Below are 17,907 nucleotides of genomic sequence, written 5' to 3'. Positions count from 1 at the left end.
GACACCGACAGTTTGGTGTCACCGGGCTGGAACAGCTAGTCCACGGTTGGAGCAGGGGACGCGCCTTCGGAGAACGCAAGGACCTCGTGTCGGTAGGGCTGGGGCAGCGCGGCGAGGCGGTGCTCGGACCAGATGTCGTCCCGCTCGTTCACGATCAACTGATCGCCGCGGCGCATGAGCCAGATCGTGTCCAGGCCCGAAAGCATCGCGTCGCCGGCGATTCCGGCCAACAGGCCGGCGGACAGCCGAACCAGGTCGTCCTGTTGTTCGGGGATGCGGTCGTGCTTGTAGATGCTGAAGCCGATGGCCACCGTCGGGGTGATTCCGAAGTCCGTGACCAGTGGTGACCAAGGCGCCGAGCTGCGTTCATAAACTCGAACCCACGTGCGAAGTGCGGTCGCCGCTCCGTCACGTACTACCTGCTCAGGCGTGACCGAGTCTTCGAAAAGCTCCAGCGGACGGGCGACGTCGAGCAATGCGCGTGCGACTTGCTCCAGCGACGACGATGTCGCTATTTCCAGGTCGTAAGAGATGGCCATTCGAAACTAGTCCACCGACGGCTTGGGGATGTCGAAGTAGCTGGTGAACCGCACCGCCGGGGCGTACTCGCCCTTTACCTTCACCCGGCCCGTCACGAACATCGCTGCCGCCGCGGCGTTACCCGTCGCCATCCTGATGAAGTCGTCCACGGACAGGGTGATCGTTGTGTCCGGGGTTCGGGTCAGGTCGGGCGATGACACGCACATCCCGTCCTCGATCACCGTCTGGAAACGGTCGTAGCCGTCTTCGCCTGAGCCTTCCGAAAACCGCCAAGAAACGACGCAGTCCACGTGGCGGGCGCGCGCCGGGGAGAAATGGTCTGACATTCGACGGAATATCTCGTCCAGGAACACCGGGCGCAGCTCCGGGTGGTCGGCGATCGCCTTCAGCTGGTCGCGGGACGCTCGGCGGACCACGTCCACCAGGACGTCCGTCGACAGGGAGCTCAGCTCGATGCCCGCTCCGGCCGAACCCAGCATGTGCAGGGTTTCCAGCACCTGGACGAACTGCGCGGGCGTCAGGCGGTCGAGGACCAGCTTTTCCGCGAACGCGTTCACCACGTGACCGCCGCGAAGGGTGCGGGGGCGGCGCCATCTGGCCTTCCGGGACACGGGCGGACTATACGGGGTGGGGGAGGTCGAAGTACCCGATCAGACCCGCCGCGAAGGCCAGGTCGCCCTTGACCTTGATCCGGCCCGTCACGAACAACACCGCCGGGGTTGCCTGGTGCGTGATGAGCCGGAAGAAGTCGACGGGAGCGATCGTGATGGTGACTCGCGCCGACGAGTGCATCTCGCGGCTCACCGTGCACGCCCCGTGCGAGATCGCCGTCTCGTAGCGGTCGTAGCCGCCTTCGCCGGCGCCGCCCGACAAGCGCCAGTGGACCACCGCCTGCAGGTCGCGGGCTCGGTCCGGCCTGATGTGCGCGCCCATGCGGGCGAAGATCTCGTCCAGCACGCACTCGCGCAGCGGGCGGTCCGCCACCACGCTCTCCAGCTGCGCGCGCGACGCCGAGGCCACCAGGGACGCGAACCGGGCCGGCTCCACCTTGCTCAGGTCGAACGCCGGGGCCTGCGCGGTCAGCCGCAGGAGGGCGTTCAGCAGGCGGCGGAAGTCGTCCTTGCGGAGCTCGGCGGGGTCGAGGGCCTCCGCGAGGGCATTTACGTCGAGGGCGTGGGCTTCCGAGCCCAGCGGGTCGAGCCGCTCCAATGCGTCGAGCAGCGCCGCTCCGCGGAGGTCCGCGATCCGATCGGCGCTGGTCATCCCGGCGTTTTCGGCCATGGTCACCCCTCTCCGGTTACTCATGCGTAAGGCTACCCGCCAGTAGGTAGGCGGGCAAGCGTGCCGAAATCACCCGCGCGGGGCAACGCCCGGTACCGTCTCCGGGCAGCAACGAGGAGGTCCAGCGTGTCAGAGGAAGATCAGCGTCCGCCCGAACGGGCCAGGCGGCTGCCGCGTGCGGTACGTGAGCGGCAGATCCTGGACGCGGCCGTCCAGGTCTTCTCGCGGCACGGCTACCACGCCGCGTCGATGGACGAGATCTCCGACGTCGCCGGCGTCTCGAAGCCGATGATCTACACCTACCTCGGCTCGAAGGAAGACCTCTTCGGCGCGTGCATCCGCCGCGAGGCGACGCGCCTGCTCGAGGCCATCCAGGCCGGCGTGCAGCCCGACCTGCCGCCGGACATGCAGCTCTGGCACGGCCTGCGGTCCTTCTACCGCTTCGTCGCCGAGTACCGCGAGTCGTGGACGGTCCTGCACCGCCAGGCCCTCACCGTCGGCGGGGCCTTCGCCGCGGAGATCACCGACATGCGGGCGCGCGCGATCCAGCTCGTCGCCGCACTCGTGGTGTCCGCGGGCACCCGCAAGGGCGTCGGCGAGCAGGCCGAGTTCTCCGGCGAAGGCCTGGCCGCCTCCCTGGTCGGCGGGGCCGAGTCGCTGGCCGACTGGGCCCTGGACCACCCCGACATCTCCGACGGCGTGCTGGCTTCCTGGCTGATGAACCTCGTCTGGCTCGGCTTCAACGACCTCATCGAGGGCGCGGTCTGGAAGCCGTCAGAGTGAGCTGATCGTCCCCTCCAGGTGCGGCTTCGACCCGCTCCACAGCTCGAACGCCCAGCCGTCGTCCACCGCCCAGGACGTGAAGGCCGCCTTGGCCGGCAGCAGCACCGGCTGCTTGAAGCGGACGTCGACCGTGAACGCCTCCGGCAGCCGCCCTTCGAACGCCGCCAGCGCGTGGGCCTTCGTCCACATGCCGTGGGCGATCGCGCGGGGGAAGCCGAACAGGCGGGCCGTGAGCGGGTGCAGGTGGATCGGGTTGCGGTCGCCCGAGACCTCCGCGTAGCGCCGCCCGATGTCGCCCGGGACGCGCCAGAGCGCGTCCGGCGTCGGCGGGGCCAGCTGGTCACGACGGCCGGCCGGGCCCGAAGACGAGCCGCGACGCAGGTACGTGCTGACGTCGACCCAGACCCGGTCGTCCCCCGCCCAAGCTTCGCTGACGACGTCGAACTGACGCCCCTTCTCGTGCGGGCGCAGGTTTTCCGCTCGCACGCGCACGGTCAGGGGCTCGCTCACCCGCAGCGCGCGGTGCTGGGTGATCCGGTTGGCCACGTGCACCATGCCGAGCAGCGGGAACGGGAACCCGGGCTCGGTCATCAGCGCCATCTGCAGCGGGAACGCCAGCATGTGCGGGTAGGTCGCCGGCAGCTCGTCGCTCAGCCGGAAGCCGCACACCGTGTTGTACGCGGCGAGGTGGGCCGGGTCGACGACGACACCCGTGCGCACCAGCTCCGTGTCGGGCAGCGAAGAGCCGGACGGCTTGCGCAGCACGCCACCGAGCAGCGCCTTCGGGTACAGCGTGGCCAGGCTCGGCGTGCTGTCGAGTTCGCGGATCGCCACGTCACGCCCCCAGCAGGGCCTGGCCGCAGACGCGGACCACGTTGCCGTTGACCGCGGCCGACGCCGGGTTCGCGTACCAGGCGATCGTCTCGGCGACGTCGACCGGCAGGCCGCCCTGGCCGAGGCTGGACAGCCGCCGCCCGGCTTCCCGGATGAACAGCGGCACCGCGGCCGTCATCTTGGTCTCGATGAACCCGGGCGCGACGGCGTTGATCGTGCCGCCGTACGCCGCCAGCTGCGGCGCGCCGACGTTCACCATGCCGATCACGCCCGCCTTCGACGTCGCGTAGTTCGTCTGGCCGACGTTGCCGGCGATACCCGCGATCGACGAGACGCCGATGATGCGCCCGTTCTCGTTCAGCACGCGATCGGCGAGGAGCTTGTCGTTCACCGCGAGCTGCGAGGCCAGGTTGACGGCGATCACCGAGTCCCACGCGCTCTCGCTCATGTTGCCCAGCGTCTTGTCGCGCGTGATGCCCGCGTTGTGCACGACGATGTCGACGCCGCCGTGCCGCTCCTTCAGGTACTCCGCGAGCTTCGCGGGTGCGCTCGGCGAAGTGATGTCGAGCTGCAGGGACGACCCGCCGACCTGGTTGGCGACCTTCGACAGGTCACCGCCCTGGGCGGGGATGTCGAGGGCGACGACGTGCGCGCCGTCGCGGGCCAGCACCTCGGCGATCGCCGCGCCGATGCCGCGGGACGCGCCGGTGACCAGCGCGACCTTGCCGGCCAGGGGCTTCTCCCAGCTGGCGGGCGCGGACGCCGTCCTGCCCTCGGTGCCGATCCGGATCACCTGCGCGTCGACGAAGGCCGACTTCGCCGAGAGCAGGAACCGCAGCGTCGACTCCGTCGCCTCTTCGGCACCGTCGGCGACGTACACGAGCTGGGCGGTCGCGCCGCGCTTCAGCTCCTTGCCCACCGAACGGACGAACCCTTCGAGAGCGCGCTGCGCGATCCGCTCGCGGCCCTCGACCTGCTCGGGCGGGGTGCCCAGCACGACGACCCGGCCGGAGGGGCCGACGCTGCGGATCACCGGGTGGAAGAAGTCGTAGACCTCGCGCAGGCGGGCGGGGTCGGTGACGCCGGTGGCGTCGAAGACCAACGCCGCGTGCCGGTCGGCCGGGGTGGCGATCACCTCGATGCCCGCGTCGGCCAGCTGGTCGCGCAGGGTCTTCTCCAGCCGCCCGCCGGGCGCGGCGCCGAGAAGTGCGGGACCCTCGAGGGCGGGCTGCCCGGGCTGGTACCGGCGCAGCGTCGCGGGATCGGGCAGGCCGAGCTTCGGCACCACGAACTTCCCCAGCGGGGTTTTCGTGAACTGCTGGTACCTGTCAGCCATCGGTTGCCTCCCGTGCCGTCTGCGTCACGTCGCAGTCTAACCTACTCCTGAGTAGGTTACAGTGTGCAGGAGCCGACCAGAGAGGTGGAGTTCATGCCGCCGAAGAAAACGCCCGCCGTGCGCAAGGTCGCGATCATCGGCGGCAACCGGATCCCGTTCGCGCGGTCCAACGGCCCGTACGCGAAAGCCGCCAACCAGGACATGTTCACCGCGGCGCTCGACGGCCTGGTCAGCCGGTTCTCGCTGCAGGGCGAGGTGATCGGCGAGGTCGCCGCCGGCGCGGTGCTCAAGCACTCGAAGGACTTCAACCTGGCCCGCGAGAGCGTGCTGGGCAGCAAGCTGTCGCCCGCGACACCCGCCTCCGACGTCCAGATGGCGTGCGGCACCGGTCTGCAGGCCATCATCAACGTCGCCAACAAGATCGCGCTCGGCCAGATCGACTCGGCCATCGCCGGCGGTGTCGACACGACCAGCGACGCGCCGCTCGCCGTCAACGAAGACCTGCGCCAGATCCTGATCCAGCTCAACGCGACCAAGACGCTCGGCGACCGCCTGAAGCTCGTCGCGAAGATCCGGCCCGGGCACATCGTCCCGGCGATCCCGCGCAACGAGGAGCCGCGCACCGGCCTGTCGATGGGTGAGCACGCCGCGTTGACGGCGAAGGTCTGGGAGATCACCCGCGAGGCGCAGGACGAGCTGGCCGCGAGCAGCCACCAGAAGCTCGCCGCCGCCTACGACCGCGGGTTCTTCGACGACCTCGTGACGCCGTTCCTCAAGCTCACGCGTGACCAGAACCTGCGGCCGGACTCGACCGCGGAGAAGCTGGCCAAGCTGAAGCCGGCCTTCGGCGGCCCGGACGGCACGATGACCGCGGGCAATTCGACGCCGCTGACCGACGGCGCGTCGACCGTCCTGCTGGCCACCGAAGAGTGGGCCAAGGCGCACAAGCTGCCGGTGCAGGCGTACCTGACGTTCTCGGAGACGGCGGCCGTCGACTACGTCCACGGCGACGAGGGCTTGCTCATGGCACCCGCCTACGCCGTGCCGCGGATGCTCGCCCGCGCCGGGCTTTCCCTGCAGGACTTCGACTTCTACGAGATCCACGAGGCGTTCGCGTCGCAGGTGCTGGCCACGCTCAAGGCGTGGGAGGATCCGGCGTTCGCCAAGGAGAAGCTGGACCTGGACGAGCCGCTCGGCTCGATCGACCGGGCGAAGCTGAACGTCAACGGCTCCTCGCTGGCGGCCGGGCACCCGTTCGCCGCGACCGGTGGCCGGATCGTCGCGACGCTGGCGAAGCTGCTGCACGAGAAGGGGTCCGGCCGCGGCCTGATCTCCATCTGCGCGGCCGGCGGCCAGGGCGTCACCGCGATCCTGGAGAAGTAACCGCACGAAGAAGGGCCGTCCCTCGCGAGGGACGGCCCTTTTCGGTCAGTTGGGGAGGGCCTTCTGGGCCCGCTTCGCGAGCTTGTTGGCCCGCTTCTGGCCCTTGCGGCTCAGCTTCCCGGCCGCGGCGCTGACGTCTTTCGCGGCGTGCCGCGCGCGCCAAGCCGCGGACGGCTTCCCGTGCGTGTCGCTGACCGCGAGGAGCAGGCCACCGGCCAGGCTCGCGTTCTTGAAGAACTGGATCTGCTGCTGCTGGTGCTCGCCCGGGTCCTTCAGGGTCCAGAAGCTGTGCGTCGCCAGCGTCGTCGGCACCAGGCTGCCGAGGAGCAGCCCCGCCGCGAGCCGCGGCGCCTTGCCGGCCGCCAGCGCGAGACCGGCACCGACCTTAACCGCGGCGTCGATCCGGACGAGCGTCACCGCGTCCCGCGGGACCTGCTCCGGGACTTTGTCGCCGAACTTGTCGAACGCGTTGTTGAGGAACGGTTCCGCCGCCTTGGCGTGGCCCTCGGCCTGCCTCAGCGCATTGATCCCGCCCGTCACGAAGATCGTGGCGAGCAGGGGACGTGCCACTCGACGGAGTATCACGGTCATAGCCTTCCTCGTACGGGCCGGTGCCTGGTCGAACCTACTCCCGGGGTGCCCGCTCGGCTCGGCCTCGAATCCTCATCGGTCTTTCTGGCTGTTTATTGTCCTAACGCTAGATAGACCTATAAAGACTTAGCGGTTGACCTTGACGTTGCGTCAACTTCTATCGTCGAAGTCATGGAGTGGTCGATCCAGGACCTGGCCCGCACGGCGGGGACCACGAGCCGGACGCTGCGCCACTACGGCGCGGTCGGCCTGCTCGAGCCCAGCCGGATCGGCGGCAACGGCTACCGCTACTACGACGAGCAGGCGCTCGTCCGGCTGCAGCGGATCCTGCTGCTGCGCGAACTCGGTCTCGGCCTGCCGGCGATCGCCGAGGTCCTCGACGGGCAGCGTGACCGCGCCGCGGCGCTGGAAACCCACCTGGAGCTGCTCGAACAGGAGCAGCGGCGGATCGGGCGGCAGATCGAGTCGGTCCGCACGACGCTCCGGAAACTGAAGGGAGGTGAACGACTGATGGCAGAAGAAGTCTTCGACGGCTTCGACCACACGAAGTACGAGAAGGAGGTGACTTCGCGGTGGGGCGCCGACGCGTACCGGCGTGGTGACCAGTGGTGGTCGTCGTTGTCGGCGGAAGAAAAGCAGGCGCACCAGCAGGAGCAGCGTGACATCGCGGCGGCGTTCGGTGCGGCTCGCGAGTCCGGGCTCGCCGCCGACTCCGACGAGGTCCAGGCGATCACGCGCCGGCTGCACGAGTGGCTCCGGCCGGCGGTGGCGTCGGTGTCGGCGGGTTACTTCGCGGGACTCGGGCAGCTGTACGTCGACGACCCGCGCTACGGGTTCGCGGGGACGACGGCGGACTTCGTCCGGGACGCGATGAAGATCTACGCGGAACGGAACCTGAGCGAGTAGTGGCGCGTCGTAGTGCGCGCTGGGGGTAGAGCCGAGCAGGGCTGCAGACCTGTTCGGCTCTATGTACGGCCATCCGGTCGAACCTGGGCGACACGCGCTAAGCGTCTATGGCGGAATATCGGGCTCACGCTAGAAACGCCGATAGCTTGGCAGAGTGGACCCCATCCGCAACCCCTTCGCACCGGGCGCCGGCCAGCGGCCGCCCGAGCTGGCCGGGCGCGAGCGTGAGCTCAAGGCGTTCGAAGTGGTGCTGGAGCGGGTCGCGCGGGGGAGACCCGAACGCAGTCTCGTGCTCACCGGGCTGCGCGGGGTCGGGAAGACCGTCCTGCTCGGGGAGCTGCGGGCGATGGCCGTGCGGCACAAGTGGGGCGCAGGCAAGATCGAAGCGCGGCCGGACGCCGAGCTGCGGCGGCCGCTGTCGGCCGCGCTGCACCGGGCCATCCGGGACCTCGCCGTGCGGCACCGGGCGCCCGACCGCGTCGAAGAGGTGCTCGGCGTCCTCAAGGCCTTCGCACTGCGGTCCAACAAACCCGACGCCAAGCTCCGCGAGCGGTGGCAGCCCGGCATCGACGTGCCCGCCGCCCAAGGCCGCGCGGACTCCGGGGACATCGAGATCGACCTCGTCGAGCTGTTCACCGACGTCGCCGAGCTGGCCGCGGACGTCGGCACCGGCGTCGCGCTGCTCATCGACGAGATCCAGGACCTGCAGCCGGACGACGTCTCGGCGTTGTGCGCCGCCTGCCACGAGCTCTCGCAGTCCGGCGCGCCGCTGGTGGTCGTCGGGGCCGGGCTGCCGCACGTGCCCGCCGTGCTCTCGGCGTCGAAGTCCTACTCCGAGCGGCTCTTCCGGTACGCGCGCATCGATCGGCTCAGCCGCGAGGACGCCGACTTCGCCGTGATGGCGCCGATCGAGCGCGAGGACGCGGGTATCGAGCCCGAAGCCCTCGACGCGCTGTTCGACGCGTCCGGCGGCTACCCCTACTTCATCCAGGCGTACGGCAAGGCGGCCTGGGACGCGGCGCCGTCCGACCCGATCACGGTCAAGGACGTCCAGGTCGCGGCGCCCGAGGCGGAATCGGAGCTGGCGGTCGGCTTCTTCGGCTCGCGCTACGAGCGGGCCACGCCGGCCGAGCGGGAGTACCTGCAGGCGATGGCGTCGCTGACCCAAGGCCGCGACGAGCCCGCCGGCACCGCCGACGTCGCCGTGTTCCTCGGCCGGAAGCCGTCGTCACTGTCGCCGGCGCGCGACAGCCTCATGAAGAAGGGTCTCGTGTACTCCGCCGAGCGGGGGCAGATCGCCTTCACCGTGCCGCACTTCGGCCACTACCTGCTCGGACGCGACTGACCTGCGGTTTTCCCGTCGTCTCGCACTCTATGAGCGTCGCTAAGGCTTTCTAGCTCGTCTGCTAGACGACCAAATACAGCCCTAGCCGGGTTGCTCCCTGGTGACCGCCGCCACCCCAGATCTCTCCGGCGCATACCCCCGTTTGCCGATGATTCATCGGCTAGTGCGCCAAGTCACCGGATATTCATTGGCTTCCTTGTGAAAAAAGGCGCATACTAGAGGCACAAGCCACCAAGACCCTCGAAGGGGATGCAGAAACCGATGAACAACATCGCCGCCAAGCTCCGTGCCCGTCGCGCCGAGGCTCGCACTCGCCGGGCGCTGAACCGGGCGATCGACACCGCCGCCACCGCGACGGTCCGTCAGGAACTCATCGCGATCTCGCAGGCTCGCTCGGGCTACATGCGCTGATCTCTCACCCCGTGGCGGTCGCCCATTCGAGTGACCTAGGCCACATCGTGCTCGCGGTGTAACGCCGCCCGGAGGGGCGTCGATACCCAGTACGACCCCGTGATGCTGGCGGACCCCCGACCTGGCAGCATCGCGGGGTTTCCCATTTCCCGGAAAACCCCTTGCCGGCGCCGCGTTCCGCAGTAATCTTTGACTTCGTCAACGAACTTGTTGAGGTGGTCAATGAACGAGGCTCAGCTGGCCGATCGGTGGCCGCAGTACGCGCTTTCAACCGGCTCTACACGTCGGTCATCGGCGTGCTCGACGAAGGACCGGCGGACGCCGAGTACTCCCTGCCGGAAGCCCGCGTCCTGTTCGAGCTCGCCCACCAGGACCCGCTTCCGGTCACCGACCTGCGGAAACGCCTTGAACTCGACGCCGGCTACGCCAGCAGGCTGCTCGCCCGCCTCGAGTCGCGCGGGCTGATCGTGCGCGAACGCTCGGACGAAGACGCCCGCCGCCAGCTCGTGCGGCCGACCGCGGCGGGGCGGGCGGCTTTCGCCGTGCTGAACCGCCGGTCGACCGACCAGATCGGCGACCTGCTCCGCCGCTTCGCCGACGAAGACCAGCAGCGCCTGCTGACGGCGATGCGCACGATCGGCGACCTGGTGGGCGACCGCCGTCGCGACCCGGCCCTCGTCCTGCGCCCGCCACGACCGGGCGACCTCGGATGGGTGGTGGAACGCCACGGTGCGCTCTACGCGCGGGAGTACGGCTTCGGTGCCGCCTTCGAGGCGCTCGTCGCCCGGCTGGCCGCGGACTTCCTCGACAACAGCGACAACCCGCGGCAGGCGTTCTGGATCGCCGAGCTCGACGGCGAGCGGGTGGGCAGCATCGGCTGCGGTCGCGGGCCGGACGCCGACACCGCGAAGCTCCGGCTGCTGCTGCTCGAGCCGTCGGCGCGCGGGCACGGCGTCGGCAAGCGGCTGGTGACCGAGTGCGTTTCGTTCGCCAAGGCGCACGGCTACCGCGCGATGGAGCTGTCGACGGTGTCCATCCTCGACGCCGCGCGGTCGATCTACCGCGCGGCCGGGTTCGAACTGGTCGCCGAAGCCGACTTCGCCGACTGGGGGCCGAAGCTGACCGACGAGACCTGGCGCCTGGAGTTCTAGCGCGGCACCCGGCCGAGCAGGAAGAACTCCGGGTTCGGCCGGAGCGCGGTGAGGTGGGCGAGGCGGTTCGACATCGCGAACAACGCGGTGATCGCGCCGACGTCCCAGATTTCGTCGTCGGTGAGGCCGGCGTTGCGCGCGGCTTCGAGGTCGCCTTCGCCGAACAGGGCGGAGTCCTGGGCGAGGGCCAGCGCGAGGTCGACGATCGCGCGGCCGCGTTCGTCCAGCTCCACCTGCCACGGATTGCTGGACACGCGGTCGGCCAGCTCGGGGTCCTTGGCGCGGATGCGCAGGATGGCGCCGTGCGCGACCACGCAGTACGTGCAGTGGTTGGCGCCGGAGGTCGCGACGACAACCAGCTCACGCTCGGCCTTGCTGAGCCCGTCGCCGCGTTCCATCAGGGCGTCGTGGTAGTCGAGGAACGCGCGCAGCTCGGCCGGGCGGTGGCCGAGGGCGCGGAAGATGTTGGGCACGAACCCGGACTTCTCCGCGATCGCACCGACCCGCGCGCGCAGGTCTTCGGGCAGGTCTTCGAGTTCCGTGACCGGGAACCGGCTCACCGCGTCGCTCATCGCATCCCCTTCGGGGGTCCGGGTGGCGGCGCCCCCGGCCCGGGGCGAAGCCACGGTTGTTGCTGCGCTTCACGCTAGCCGTGGTTGGGTGGTTGCGTGACGGACTACGTCGACGGGTACTGCGAACGCGTCGCTCCCGGGCTCTGGGGTGAGCCGCTCAACAGCCTCAGCAACCTCGCCTTTCTCCTCGCCGCGGTGCTGGTGTGGCGCCTGGCCGCGGGGGACCGCGTCGGGCGGTTGCTGGCCGGGCTGATCGGGCTCGTCTTTCTCGCCGGCACCGCTTTTCACCTGCTCGCGACGCGCTGGGCCGCCGTCGCGGACTCGGTGAGCATTCTCGTTTTCGTACTCGCGTACGTGGTGTTGTTCGTGCGCGAGCACTGGAGCCGGCGGTGGGCGTGGGTGGCCGCGCCGGCGTTTCTCGCGCTCACCGCCGGCACGGCGTTGCTGGGCGGCGGGCTCTACCTGGCCGCTCTCATCGGCTTCGGCGTCTTCGCCGCGGTGCTCGCCTTCCGGCGTGACGCCCTCTGGACGCACTTCGCCGTCGCCGGCGCCCTCTTCGCGCTCTCGCTGAGCTTGCGTGCGCTCGACCGGGACGTGTGCGACTACGTCCCGGCCGGCACGCACTTCCTCTGGCACCTGCTCAACGGCGTGGTGCTCTACCTCGTTTCGCGGGCACTCCTCCGCCACCGTCCTTGATGGACTAGTGGACGCCGATCGGGCGGAGGTCCTTGTCGTGCTCGTCGGCGTGGTAGTCCGCGGGGTTGGTGTCGTCCGTGCCGTTGAACACCTTCAGCCGGCGGGCGATCACCGTGACGATGGCCGCGATCACCAGGTTGCCGATCAGGGCCACGAAACCGACGTAGATCTGGACCGCCGAGCCCGCGAACGGGTGCCAGCCGAAGATCGACAGGTTGCCCAGCGACAGCGCCGAGCCGCCGAAGTGCTGCTTGCCGTTGGCCGGGTTGGGGATGCCGTACAGCATGATCAGGCCCCAGCCGATGCCGACGACCCAACCCGCGATCAGGCCCCAGCGGTGGAACCAGCGCGTGTACAGCGCGAGCGCCACGGCCGGCAGAGTCTGCAGGATCAGCACGCCGCCGATGAGCTGGAGGTCGATCGAGAACTGCGGGTCGATCAGGATGATCACGGCCACCGCGCCGAGCTTCACGACCAGCGAAGCCAGCTTCGCCTGCTTCGCCTCTTCCTGCGGAGTCGCGTTCTTGCGGATGTACTCCTTGTAGATGTTGCGGGTCCACAGGTTCGCCGCGGCGATCGACATGATCGCCGCCGGCACCAGGGCGCCGATGCCGATCGCGGCGAACGCGATGCCGGCGAACCACGACGAGAACTGGCTGTCGAACAGCACCGGGACGATCGTGTTGCCGTCCGCCTTGCCGGTCGCCGCGTTCGTCAGCGGCTTGACGCCCGCCGTGATCGCGACGTACCCGAGGAGCGCCAGGAGACCGAGCACCAGCGAGTACGCCGGCAGCGCGACCATGTTCCGCTTGATGACGTTGCGGCCGCGCGAGGCCAGCACGCTGGTCAGCGAGTGCGGGTACAGGAACAGCGCGAGCGCCGAACCCAGGGCCAGCGTCGCGTATTGCAGCTGGTTGTTGGCCGTCAACAGGATCGAGCCGGCCGGCTTGCCCGTGGCCGGGCTCGGCGTGCCGAGCTTCTTCGCCGCCGCGTCGAAGATGTGCGACCAGCCGCCCAGCTTCGAGGGCAGGTAGATGATCGCCACCAGGATCACGATGTAGATCAGGATGTCCTTGACGAACGCGATCAGCGCGGGCGCCCGCAGACCGGACTGGTAGGTGTAGAAGGCCAGGATGACGAAGGCCACCAGCAGCGGCAGGTGCCCGACGATGCCGCCGCCGTTGATGCCCATCGTCCGCAGCACGGCTTCGAGGCCGACCAGCTGCAGCGCGATGTACGGCATGGTCGCGACGATGCCGGTGATCGCCACCAGCAGCGCCAGGATCGGCGAGCCGAAGCGGCCGCGCACGAAGTCGGCCGGGGTGACGTAGCCGCGCACCCGCGAGACCGACCACATCCGCAGCGCCGGGAGCAGCACGATCGGGTAGACGACGATCGTGTACGGCAGCGCGTACAGGCCGAGCGCGCCGGCGCTGAACACCAGCGCGGGCACCGCGACGAACGTGTACGCCGTGTAGAGGTCGCCACCGAGCAGGAACCAGGTGATCCACGAGCCGAACTTGCGGCCGCCGAGACCCCATTCGTCCAGGTGGTCCAGCGTGCTGCCGCGTTGCCAGCGCGAAGCCATGAAGCCGAGCACGGTGACCAGGGCGAACAGGACCGTGAAGATGATCAGCTCGGGCCACTGCAGGTTGCTCATCGAGCGTTCCCCTCGTCCAGGTCGTCGACGCTCAGCCGGTCCGGTGCGTCAACGGTCGGCTTCTCCCGCGTCATCAGGTAGACGATCCAGGTGCTCAGCACCCCGACCGCCACCATCAGAAACTGGAACCAGTAGAAGAACGGCATCCCGAACAGCCGCGGACCGTCCATGTTGAACAGTGGCGTGACCAGGACCAGCAGCGGGACGAGCAGAAGCAGGTTCCACGGGCTGAATCGAAACCCGCGCACCTTTCCGTCGTGCTTCGCAGTCGACATCGGACCTCACCTAACACTCCCGTAACCGACCGCCTGACCTTAGAACCTGGGTGACAGCGAGTCACGTCTGTCCGATATCGATTTGATCGCCACGGTCCGCGATGCCGACCAAGGTCGGTTGCCCCGCCCCCACCGGCCCGATATCAATAGCCCGACTCCGCACGCGCAAAACCCAAAAGGGGCAACTGTATGACACGACTCCGCTACGCGGTGGTGATCCCGGCGATCGCGGGCACCCTGCTGGCCGGGTTCACTCCTGCCTTCGCCGGTCCGGAGGTCGCGGCCGGTAAGCAGCCGCTGAACTCCACGAACATCCCGTCGCAGTACGCGAACCAGAAGCTGGACTGGCACAAGTGCGCCGTCCCCGCCGAGCTGCCGACGGCTCCGCCCGCGGGCGCCGAGGACATGGAGTGCGCGACCTACAAGACGCCGCGCAACTGGTACCAGGCGAACGCCCAGATCGACCTCACCATCGCCGTCAGCCGGCTGAAGGCGACCAAGGACGCGACGGCCAGCGTCGTCACCAACCCGGGCGGCCCGGGGGCGCCCGGGCGGAACTTCCCGGCCCGCCTGCGCAACCAGCCGAAGCTGCGTGAGCACCAGGAGATCGTCGGGTTCGACCCGCGCGGCACCGGCAAGAGCACCAACATCACCTGCGGCGGCGCCATCGGCACCGGCTCGGACCTCGACCCGCGCGACCGCAGCAAGCAGAACCTGAACCTGATCCTCCAGGCGACGAAGTACGCGGCGCTGTCCTGCCAGCAGAAGTCCGGCGAGCTGGGCCCGCTGATCAACACCGACCAGACGGTCAAGGACATCGACCTGCTGCGCGTGCTGCTCGGCCGCGACAAGATCAACTGGGTCGGCTACTCGGCGGGCACGTGGATGGGGGCGCACTACGCGCAGGCCTACCCGACGCGCACCGGCCGGTTCGTCCTCGACTCCTCGACGGAGTTCACCACGACCTGGCAGAAGTCGTTCGACTGGCAGCCGCTCGGCTTCGAGCGCCGCTTCCGCCAGGACTTCCTCCCGTGGGTGGCGAAGTACGACAAGCTCTACCACTTCGGCACCACCGGCGAGGCGGCCCGCCAGACCTACGAGCAGGTCCGCTACGCCCTGACCCAGGGCGCGGTCACCCTGCCCGACGGTTCGAGCGTCTCGGCGAACGGCCTGGACTCCTTCATCGCGTCGAACATCTACTCGAAGCGGTCCTTCCCGGGCCTGGCCGACTACCTGGTCAGCGTCCGCACGCTGACCCAGGGCACCGCGTCGGCGCAGGCCAAGTCGTCGGCCGCGCAGAAGGTCAAGGCCGCGGACAAGAGCACCGAGACCTCCGGCGCGCAGCCGCTGATGGTCCCGACCGACGGCGACGCCTACGACGCCAGCTTCTGGACCATCCCGTGCAACGAGGGTCCGTGGACCGGCTCCACCCAGAGCGCCATCAAGCAGTCGCAGAAGCTGATCGACCAGCAGCTGCCCCTGCTCGGCGCGGGCTGGTTCATCCAGCCGTGCCTGTTCTGGAAGAAGCCGCCGTCCCCGCTGCCCGTCCTGGACGGCAAGGGTGTCCCGCCGGTGCTGATCGTCGAGTCGGAGCACGACCCGGCGACGCCGATCGAGGGTGCGCGGCGCGCGCACAAGGCGTTCGAGAACTCGCGGATGCTGACGATCACCGGCGAGGGTGACCACGGCATCTACGCGGGCGGCAACGCGGGTGTGGACAAGGTCGTGGAGGCCTACCTGGTCGACGGCGTCGTGCCGAACGACCAGAGCCTGTCCGGCATGCCACTTCCGGTGCCCGCGGGCGCCTGAGGGCACTAGATGTGGTGGGGCCCCGCCGAACTCCGGTTCGGCGGGGCCTTTTCCACACCTGTGCACAGAGTTGTCCACAGGCAGTGGACAACTGGATGAGTGTTCCGTCCATGTCCCCGCCACCACCCGCAACGGAGACACGACGCGCCGCAGTGGTATTAGAATCCCACTCATGGTGCGAGTGCCGCTGACAGACGAAGAGCGCGAACGGGGCGAACGCCTCGGCCAGGCGCTGCGGGCGGCACGGGCCGGCCGGAGCATGGTCGACGTCGCCACGGAGGCCGGGATCTCGGTCGAGACGCTCCGGAAGATCGAAACCGGCCGAATCCCGACACCGGCGTTCTTCACGGTCGCGGCCATCGCCGACGCCGTCGGCCTGCCGCTGGAAGAGCTGCGCGCGGCCGTCACGCCCGCCGCGTCACCTTCGCTTTCCCAGGCGAGTTAGAGCGGCCGCAGCTGTTTCAGGATGTGCTCGCGGTCGTTGAGGAACACGCAGCCGGGCACCGGCAGGTCGTAGCTGTTGAGCAGCTTCTCGAAGTCGGAGAACTCGTCGGCGGAGAAGCCGAAGCCGACCCGGTACGCGTGCGCGGCCAGCACGTCGGCCAGTTCCTCCCACTCCCCGGCCCACAGCAGCGTGCGGTAGTGCGTGTAGTCCTCCGGGGAGAGCCGGTTGCCGATCGTGGTCAGCACGCTGTCGGCGAAGAAGCTGATCCGGTTGCCCTTGAGGTCGGCGACCGTCGGGTTCGCCGGGTCGCGTGCGGTGTCCGGGTTGCGGACCACGCCCGGCCCGGCCACCGGGTACGCGGTGTGCACGTGCCCGTTCTCTTCGACCAGCACGATCAGGTGGACGTTGAACCGCTCGCCGGCACAGCGCCACCGGCCGTTGCGCTGCTGCCGCGGGGCCTCGCTGGGGTCGTTGGCGACGTCCTTGACCACGCCGATGATCTGCTCGTCGGTCCAGCCGGCCGGGAACTCGCTGGTCGCCCTGCGCCCGGCGCCCGGTGCGTGCCCGCCGCCCACTCGCTGCTCCCTTCGTCGCAACGAGGGTAGGTCAAACGGCGGCGGCGAGCACCACCATGCCGAGGACCTGGAGGTCGAGACCGCGGAAGAGCTGGCGGGTCAGGTTGGCGGGCATCGGCCCGACCGGGGTGTCGACGAACCCGGGATTCGCGTAGTCAACGGCGGTCCGGGTCACCGTGCGCACGATCGAGAGGACCGACAACGGCACGGCGAGCCACGCGCTCGCGGGGAACGACGTCCCACCCGCGAGGGTGACCACGAACAGCACCGCTGCCCAGAGCAATCCTGCTCCGGCGAGCACCAGGCCGTGGGTCAGCACGAGCTCGCGGTCCGCCGAGCCGAGCCACCGCCGGCGTCCCGGGTTGCGCCAGAGCTCGCCCAGCCCGGCGCCGAACGGCGTCAGCGCGACGTACGCACCGATGCCGATCAGGACCGCGCCCGGCACGGTCGGCACCGCGATGTGCGCGACGACGACCGCGAGACCGACCAGCAGCGCGGCGCCCGCGTACCGCGACCGGCCGAGCGTGCCCGCCCAGGCCAGCCGCAACGGCGTCGGGCGCCGCAGCGAAGGCCCGCCGACCGGCGCGGACGGCGGGAGCAGCATCATCGGGTCGAGGAAGGTGACGGCGACCGAGCGCAGCACCCGCCCGTCCCACCCGGCCAGGAGCGTCACCCGGCCCGCGCGCGAGACCGGTTCGCCGCCGAAGGCCAGCGGCAAGGCCGCGGCCAGCACCCCGGCCGCGACGAACTGGACCGTCGCCGGGCCGAGCCGGAGCGCGGCGATGCCCAGGCCCAGTACCGCGAGCACGAGCGGACCGAGCGCGTCGACGCGCACCGACGTCCGCCTCGCCGTCGCGAAGGCCGCCACCCCGGTCGCCGCGACGATCGCGACGGCCGCCCGCCACTGGTCCAGCCCGGCGCCGCCGACGGCGAGCAGCAGCGCGGCCAGGTAGCCGGTCACCGCGACCACGCCGGTCCACGCGCCGAGCAGCCGCAGGGTGACGACTCGGCCGCGGTCCACCGGCGCGAAGTCCAGCCAGGTCAGCTCCGCCGGTTCGACCCACGCGAAACCGCGCCGCAGCAGGCCGCGCCAGCCCACCGCGCAGCAGAGCGTCAGCAGGCCCAGCACCGCCGGGAAGTCCACGACGGACGAGCCGTAGAGCGCGGGGCGCCAGCCGTCGACGTGGAAGAACGCGGTGAACAGGAACCCGAAGCCGAAGAGGAAGACGAACGTGGCGGTGTCGCCGCTGAAGATCCCGCCGAACCGCTTGCGGCCCGGGATCCGCATCCGCCTCGGTGCCAGTGTCATCAAAG

At 69.8% G+C, this 17,907-nt stretch carries 20 protein-coding genes; 9 read left to right on the top strand and 11 right to left on the bottom strand.

What is annotated here, in order from left to right; genetic code table 11:
• Positions 1-35: 35 nt before the first annotated feature.
• From ACLJOU_RS03665 to ACLJOU_RS03655, 3 genes are all read right to left on the bottom strand, one after another.
• On the bottom strand, positions 36-539 hold the full coding sequence (locus tag ACLJOU_RS03665; RefSeq protein ID WP_410563073.1) for a SitI3 family protein: 504 nt from the start codon (positions 537-539) through the stop codon (positions 36-38).
• A 6-nt stretch (positions 540-545) separates the two neighbouring features.
• Complete coding sequence (locus ACLJOU_RS03660) at positions 546-1,097, bottom strand: SCP2 sterol-binding domain-containing protein (RefSeq protein ID WP_410563071.1); 552 nt, start codon at positions 1,095-1,097, stop codon at positions 546-548.
• Between the two features lie 61 nt (positions 1,098-1,158).
• On the bottom strand, positions 1,159-1,821 hold the full coding sequence (locus ACLJOU_RS03655) for an SCP2 sterol-binding domain-containing protein (RefSeq protein WP_410564701.1): 663 nt from the start codon (positions 1,819-1,821) through the stop codon (positions 1,159-1,161).
• A 126-nt stretch (positions 1,822-1,947) separates the two neighbouring features.
• On the opposite strand from ACLJOU_RS03655, the gene ACLJOU_RS03650 reads away from it, so the two are divergent.
• Complete coding sequence (locus tag ACLJOU_RS03650; protein WP_043787198.1) at positions 1,948-2,604, top strand: TetR/AcrR family transcriptional regulator; 657 nt, start codon at positions 1,948-1,950, stop codon at positions 2,602-2,604.
• Here ACLJOU_RS03650 and ACLJOU_RS03645 read toward each other — a convergent pair.
• Together ACLJOU_RS03645 and ACLJOU_RS03640 are read right to left on the bottom strand one after the other, a co-directional pair.
• Positions 2,596-3,438 carry a MaoC family dehydratase gene (locus ACLJOU_RS03645; RefSeq protein ID WP_410563068.1) on the bottom strand — a complete coding sequence of 281 codons (843 nt, stop codon included), beginning with the start codon at positions 3,436-3,438 and terminating at the stop codon, positions 2,596-2,598. The two genes, ACLJOU_RS03650 and ACLJOU_RS03645, sit on opposite strands and share 9 nt — an antisense overlap.
• A gap of 1 nt (position 3,439) precedes the next feature.
• Entirely contained in the window at positions 3,440-4,774 is a 1,335-nt protein-coding gene (locus ACLJOU_RS03640) for a 3-oxoacyl-ACP reductase (RefSeq protein ID WP_410563067.1), read from the bottom strand.
• A gap of 93 nt (positions 4,775-4,867) precedes the next feature.
• Here ACLJOU_RS03640 and ACLJOU_RS03635 point away from each other — a divergent pair, with 93 nt between their 5' ends.
• Complete coding sequence (locus tag ACLJOU_RS03635; protein ID WP_410563065.1) at positions 4,868-6,157, top strand: acetyl-CoA C-acetyltransferase; 1,290 nt, start codon at positions 4,868-4,870, stop codon at positions 6,155-6,157.
• A gap of 45 nt (positions 6,158-6,202) precedes the next feature.
• Here the strand turns inward: ACLJOU_RS03635 and ACLJOU_RS03630 are convergent, their stop codons facing one another.
• Positions 6,203-6,748, bottom strand: a complete 546-nt coding sequence (locus tag ACLJOU_RS03630) for a DoxX family membrane protein (protein ID WP_410563062.1) — start codon at positions 6,746-6,748, stop codon at positions 6,203-6,205.
• A 171-nt stretch (positions 6,749-6,919) separates the two neighbouring features.
• Here ACLJOU_RS03630 and ACLJOU_RS03625 point away from each other — a divergent pair, with 171 nt between their 5' ends.
• From ACLJOU_RS03625 to ACLJOU_RS03610, 4 genes are all read left to right on the top strand, one after another.
• On the top strand, positions 6,920-7,654 hold the full coding sequence (locus tag ACLJOU_RS03625) for a MerR family transcriptional regulator (RefSeq protein WP_410563061.1): 735 nt from the start codon (positions 6,920-6,922) through the stop codon (positions 7,652-7,654).
• 154 nt (positions 7,655-7,808) lie between these two features.
• The gene (locus ACLJOU_RS03620) at positions 7,809-8,999 is read left to right on the top strand and encodes an AAA family ATPase (protein WP_410563058.1); all 1,191 of its coding nucleotides are present in this window, start codon (positions 7,809-7,811) and stop codon (positions 8,997-8,999) included.
• Positions 9,000-9,248: 249 nt separating this feature from the next.
• Complete coding sequence (locus ACLJOU_RS03615; protein WP_364246035.1) at positions 9,249-9,410, top strand: hypothetical protein; 162 nt, start codon at positions 9,249-9,251, stop codon at positions 9,408-9,410.
• A 248-nt stretch (positions 9,411-9,658) separates the two neighbouring features.
• Entirely contained in the window at positions 9,659-10,561 is a 903-nt protein-coding gene (locus ACLJOU_RS03610; RefSeq protein WP_410563056.1) for a GNAT family N-acetyltransferase, read from the top strand.
• Here the strand turns inward: ACLJOU_RS03610 and ACLJOU_RS03605 are convergent.
• The gene (locus ACLJOU_RS03605) at positions 10,558-11,133 is read right to left on the bottom strand and encodes a peroxidase-related enzyme (RefSeq protein WP_410563054.1); all 576 of its coding nucleotides are present in this window, start codon (positions 11,131-11,133) and stop codon (positions 10,558-10,560) included. The two genes, ACLJOU_RS03610 and ACLJOU_RS03605, sit on opposite strands and share 4 nt — an antisense overlap.
• A gap of 96 nt (positions 11,134-11,229) precedes the next feature.
• Here ACLJOU_RS03605 and ACLJOU_RS03600 point away from each other — a divergent pair, with 96 nt between their 5' ends.
• Entirely contained in the window at positions 11,230-11,829 is a 600-nt protein-coding gene (locus tag ACLJOU_RS03600) for a hypothetical protein (protein ID WP_410563052.1), read from the top strand.
• Between the two features lie 4 nt (positions 11,830-11,833).
• Here ACLJOU_RS03600 and mctP read toward each other — a convergent pair whose 3' ends face one another.
• Together mctP and ACLJOU_RS03590 are read right to left on the bottom strand one after the other, a co-directional pair.
• The gene (gene mctP, locus ACLJOU_RS03595; protein WP_410563050.1) at positions 11,834-13,489 is read right to left on the bottom strand and encodes a monocarboxylate uptake permease MctP; all 1,656 of its coding nucleotides are present in this window, start codon (positions 13,487-13,489) and stop codon (positions 11,834-11,836) included.
• Positions 13,486-13,764 (bottom strand): DUF3311 domain-containing protein, encoded by a 279-nt coding sequence (locus tag ACLJOU_RS03590; protein WP_410563047.1) that lies wholly within the window; start codon positions 13,762-13,764, stop codon positions 13,486-13,488. The genes mctP and ACLJOU_RS03590 overlap by 4 nt, the downstream gene beginning before the upstream one ends.
• A gap of 189 nt (positions 13,765-13,953) precedes the next feature.
• Between ACLJOU_RS03590 and ACLJOU_RS03585 the strand changes: the two genes are divergently transcribed.
• Together ACLJOU_RS03585 and ACLJOU_RS03580 are read left to right on the top strand one after the other, a co-directional pair.
• Positions 13,954-15,573, top strand: a complete 1,620-nt coding sequence (locus ACLJOU_RS03585) for an alpha/beta hydrolase (RefSeq protein ID WP_410563046.1) — start codon at positions 13,954-13,956, stop codon at positions 15,571-15,573.
• Positions 15,574-15,745: 172 nt separating this feature from the next.
• Complete coding sequence (locus ACLJOU_RS03580; RefSeq protein ID WP_410563043.1) at positions 15,746-16,018, top strand: helix-turn-helix domain-containing protein; 273 nt, start codon at positions 15,746-15,748, stop codon at positions 16,016-16,018.
• On the opposite strand, the gene ACLJOU_RS03575 is transcribed toward ACLJOU_RS03580, so the two are convergent.
• Both ACLJOU_RS03575 and ACLJOU_RS03570 read right to left on the bottom strand, forming a co-directional pair.
• On the bottom strand, positions 16,015-16,593 hold the full coding sequence (locus ACLJOU_RS03575; RefSeq protein ID WP_410563040.1) for an EndoU domain-containing protein: 579 nt from the start codon (positions 16,591-16,593) through the stop codon (positions 16,015-16,017). The genes ACLJOU_RS03580 and ACLJOU_RS03575 overlap by 4 nt on opposite strands.
• A 31-nt stretch (positions 16,594-16,624) precedes the next feature.
• On the bottom strand, positions 16,625-17,905 hold the full coding sequence (locus tag ACLJOU_RS03570; RefSeq protein WP_410563037.1) for a hypothetical protein: 1,281 nt from the start codon (positions 17,903-17,905) through the stop codon (positions 16,625-16,627).
• Positions 17,906-17,907 lie beyond the last annotated feature (2 nt).

Source organism: Amycolatopsis sp. cmx-4-61 (assembly GCF_046548775.1).
GTDB lineage: Bacteria > Actinomycetota > Actinomycetes > Mycobacteriales > Pseudonocardiaceae > Amycolatopsis.
Note: the sequence above shows the minus strand (reverse complement) of the source record. Positions and strands in the feature narration are given on the sequence as shown.

What these genes read in the sequence shown, in the direction of transcription:
- ACLJOU_RS03665 (WP_410563073.1), bottom strand. Translation starts at nt 539, where the DNA reads ATGGCCATCTCTTACGACCTGGAAATAGCGACATCGTCGTCGCTGGAG.
- ACLJOU_RS03655 (WP_410564701.1), bottom strand. Translation starts at nt 1,821, where the DNA reads ATGGCCGAAAACGCCGGGATGACCAGCGCCGATCGGATCGCGGACCTC.
- ACLJOU_RS03640 (WP_410563067.1), bottom strand. Translation starts at nt 4,774, where the DNA reads ATGGCTGACAGGTACCAGCAGTTCACGAAAACCCCGCTGGGGAAGTTC.
- ACLJOU_RS03635 (WP_410563065.1), top strand. Translation starts at nt 4,868, where the DNA reads ATGCCGCCGAAGAAAACGCCCGCCGTGCGCAAGGTCGCGATCATCGGC.
- ACLJOU_RS03630 (WP_410563062.1), bottom strand. Translation starts at nt 6,748, where the DNA reads ATGACCGTGATACTCCGTCGAGTGGCACGTCCCCTGCTCGCCACGATC.
- ACLJOU_RS03625 (WP_410563061.1), top strand. Translation starts at nt 6,920, where the DNA reads ATGGAGTGGTCGATCCAGGACCTGGCCCGCACGGCGGGGACCACGAGC.
- ACLJOU_RS03615 (WP_364246035.1), top strand. Translation starts at nt 9,249, where the DNA reads ATGCAGAAACCGATGAACAACATCGCCGCCAAGCTCCGTGCCCGTCGC.
- ACLJOU_RS03605 (WP_410563054.1), bottom strand. Translation starts at nt 11,133, where the DNA reads ATGAGCGACGCGGTGAGCCGGTTCCCGGTCACGGAACTCGAAGACCTG.
- mctP (WP_410563050.1), bottom strand. Translation starts at nt 13,489, where the DNA reads ATGAGCAACCTGCAGTGGCCCGAGCTGATCATCTTCACGGTCCTGTTC.
- ACLJOU_RS03590 (WP_410563047.1), bottom strand. Translation starts at nt 13,764, where the DNA reads ATGTCGACTGCGAAGCACGACGGAAAGGTGCGCGGGTTTCGATTCAGC.
- ACLJOU_RS03585 (WP_410563046.1), top strand. Translation starts at nt 13,954, where the DNA reads ATGACACGACTCCGCTACGCGGTGGTGATCCCGGCGATCGCGGGCACC.
- ACLJOU_RS03580 (WP_410563043.1), top strand. Translation starts at nt 15,746, where the DNA reads ATGGTGCGAGTGCCGCTGACAGACGAAGAGCGCGAACGGGGCGAACGC.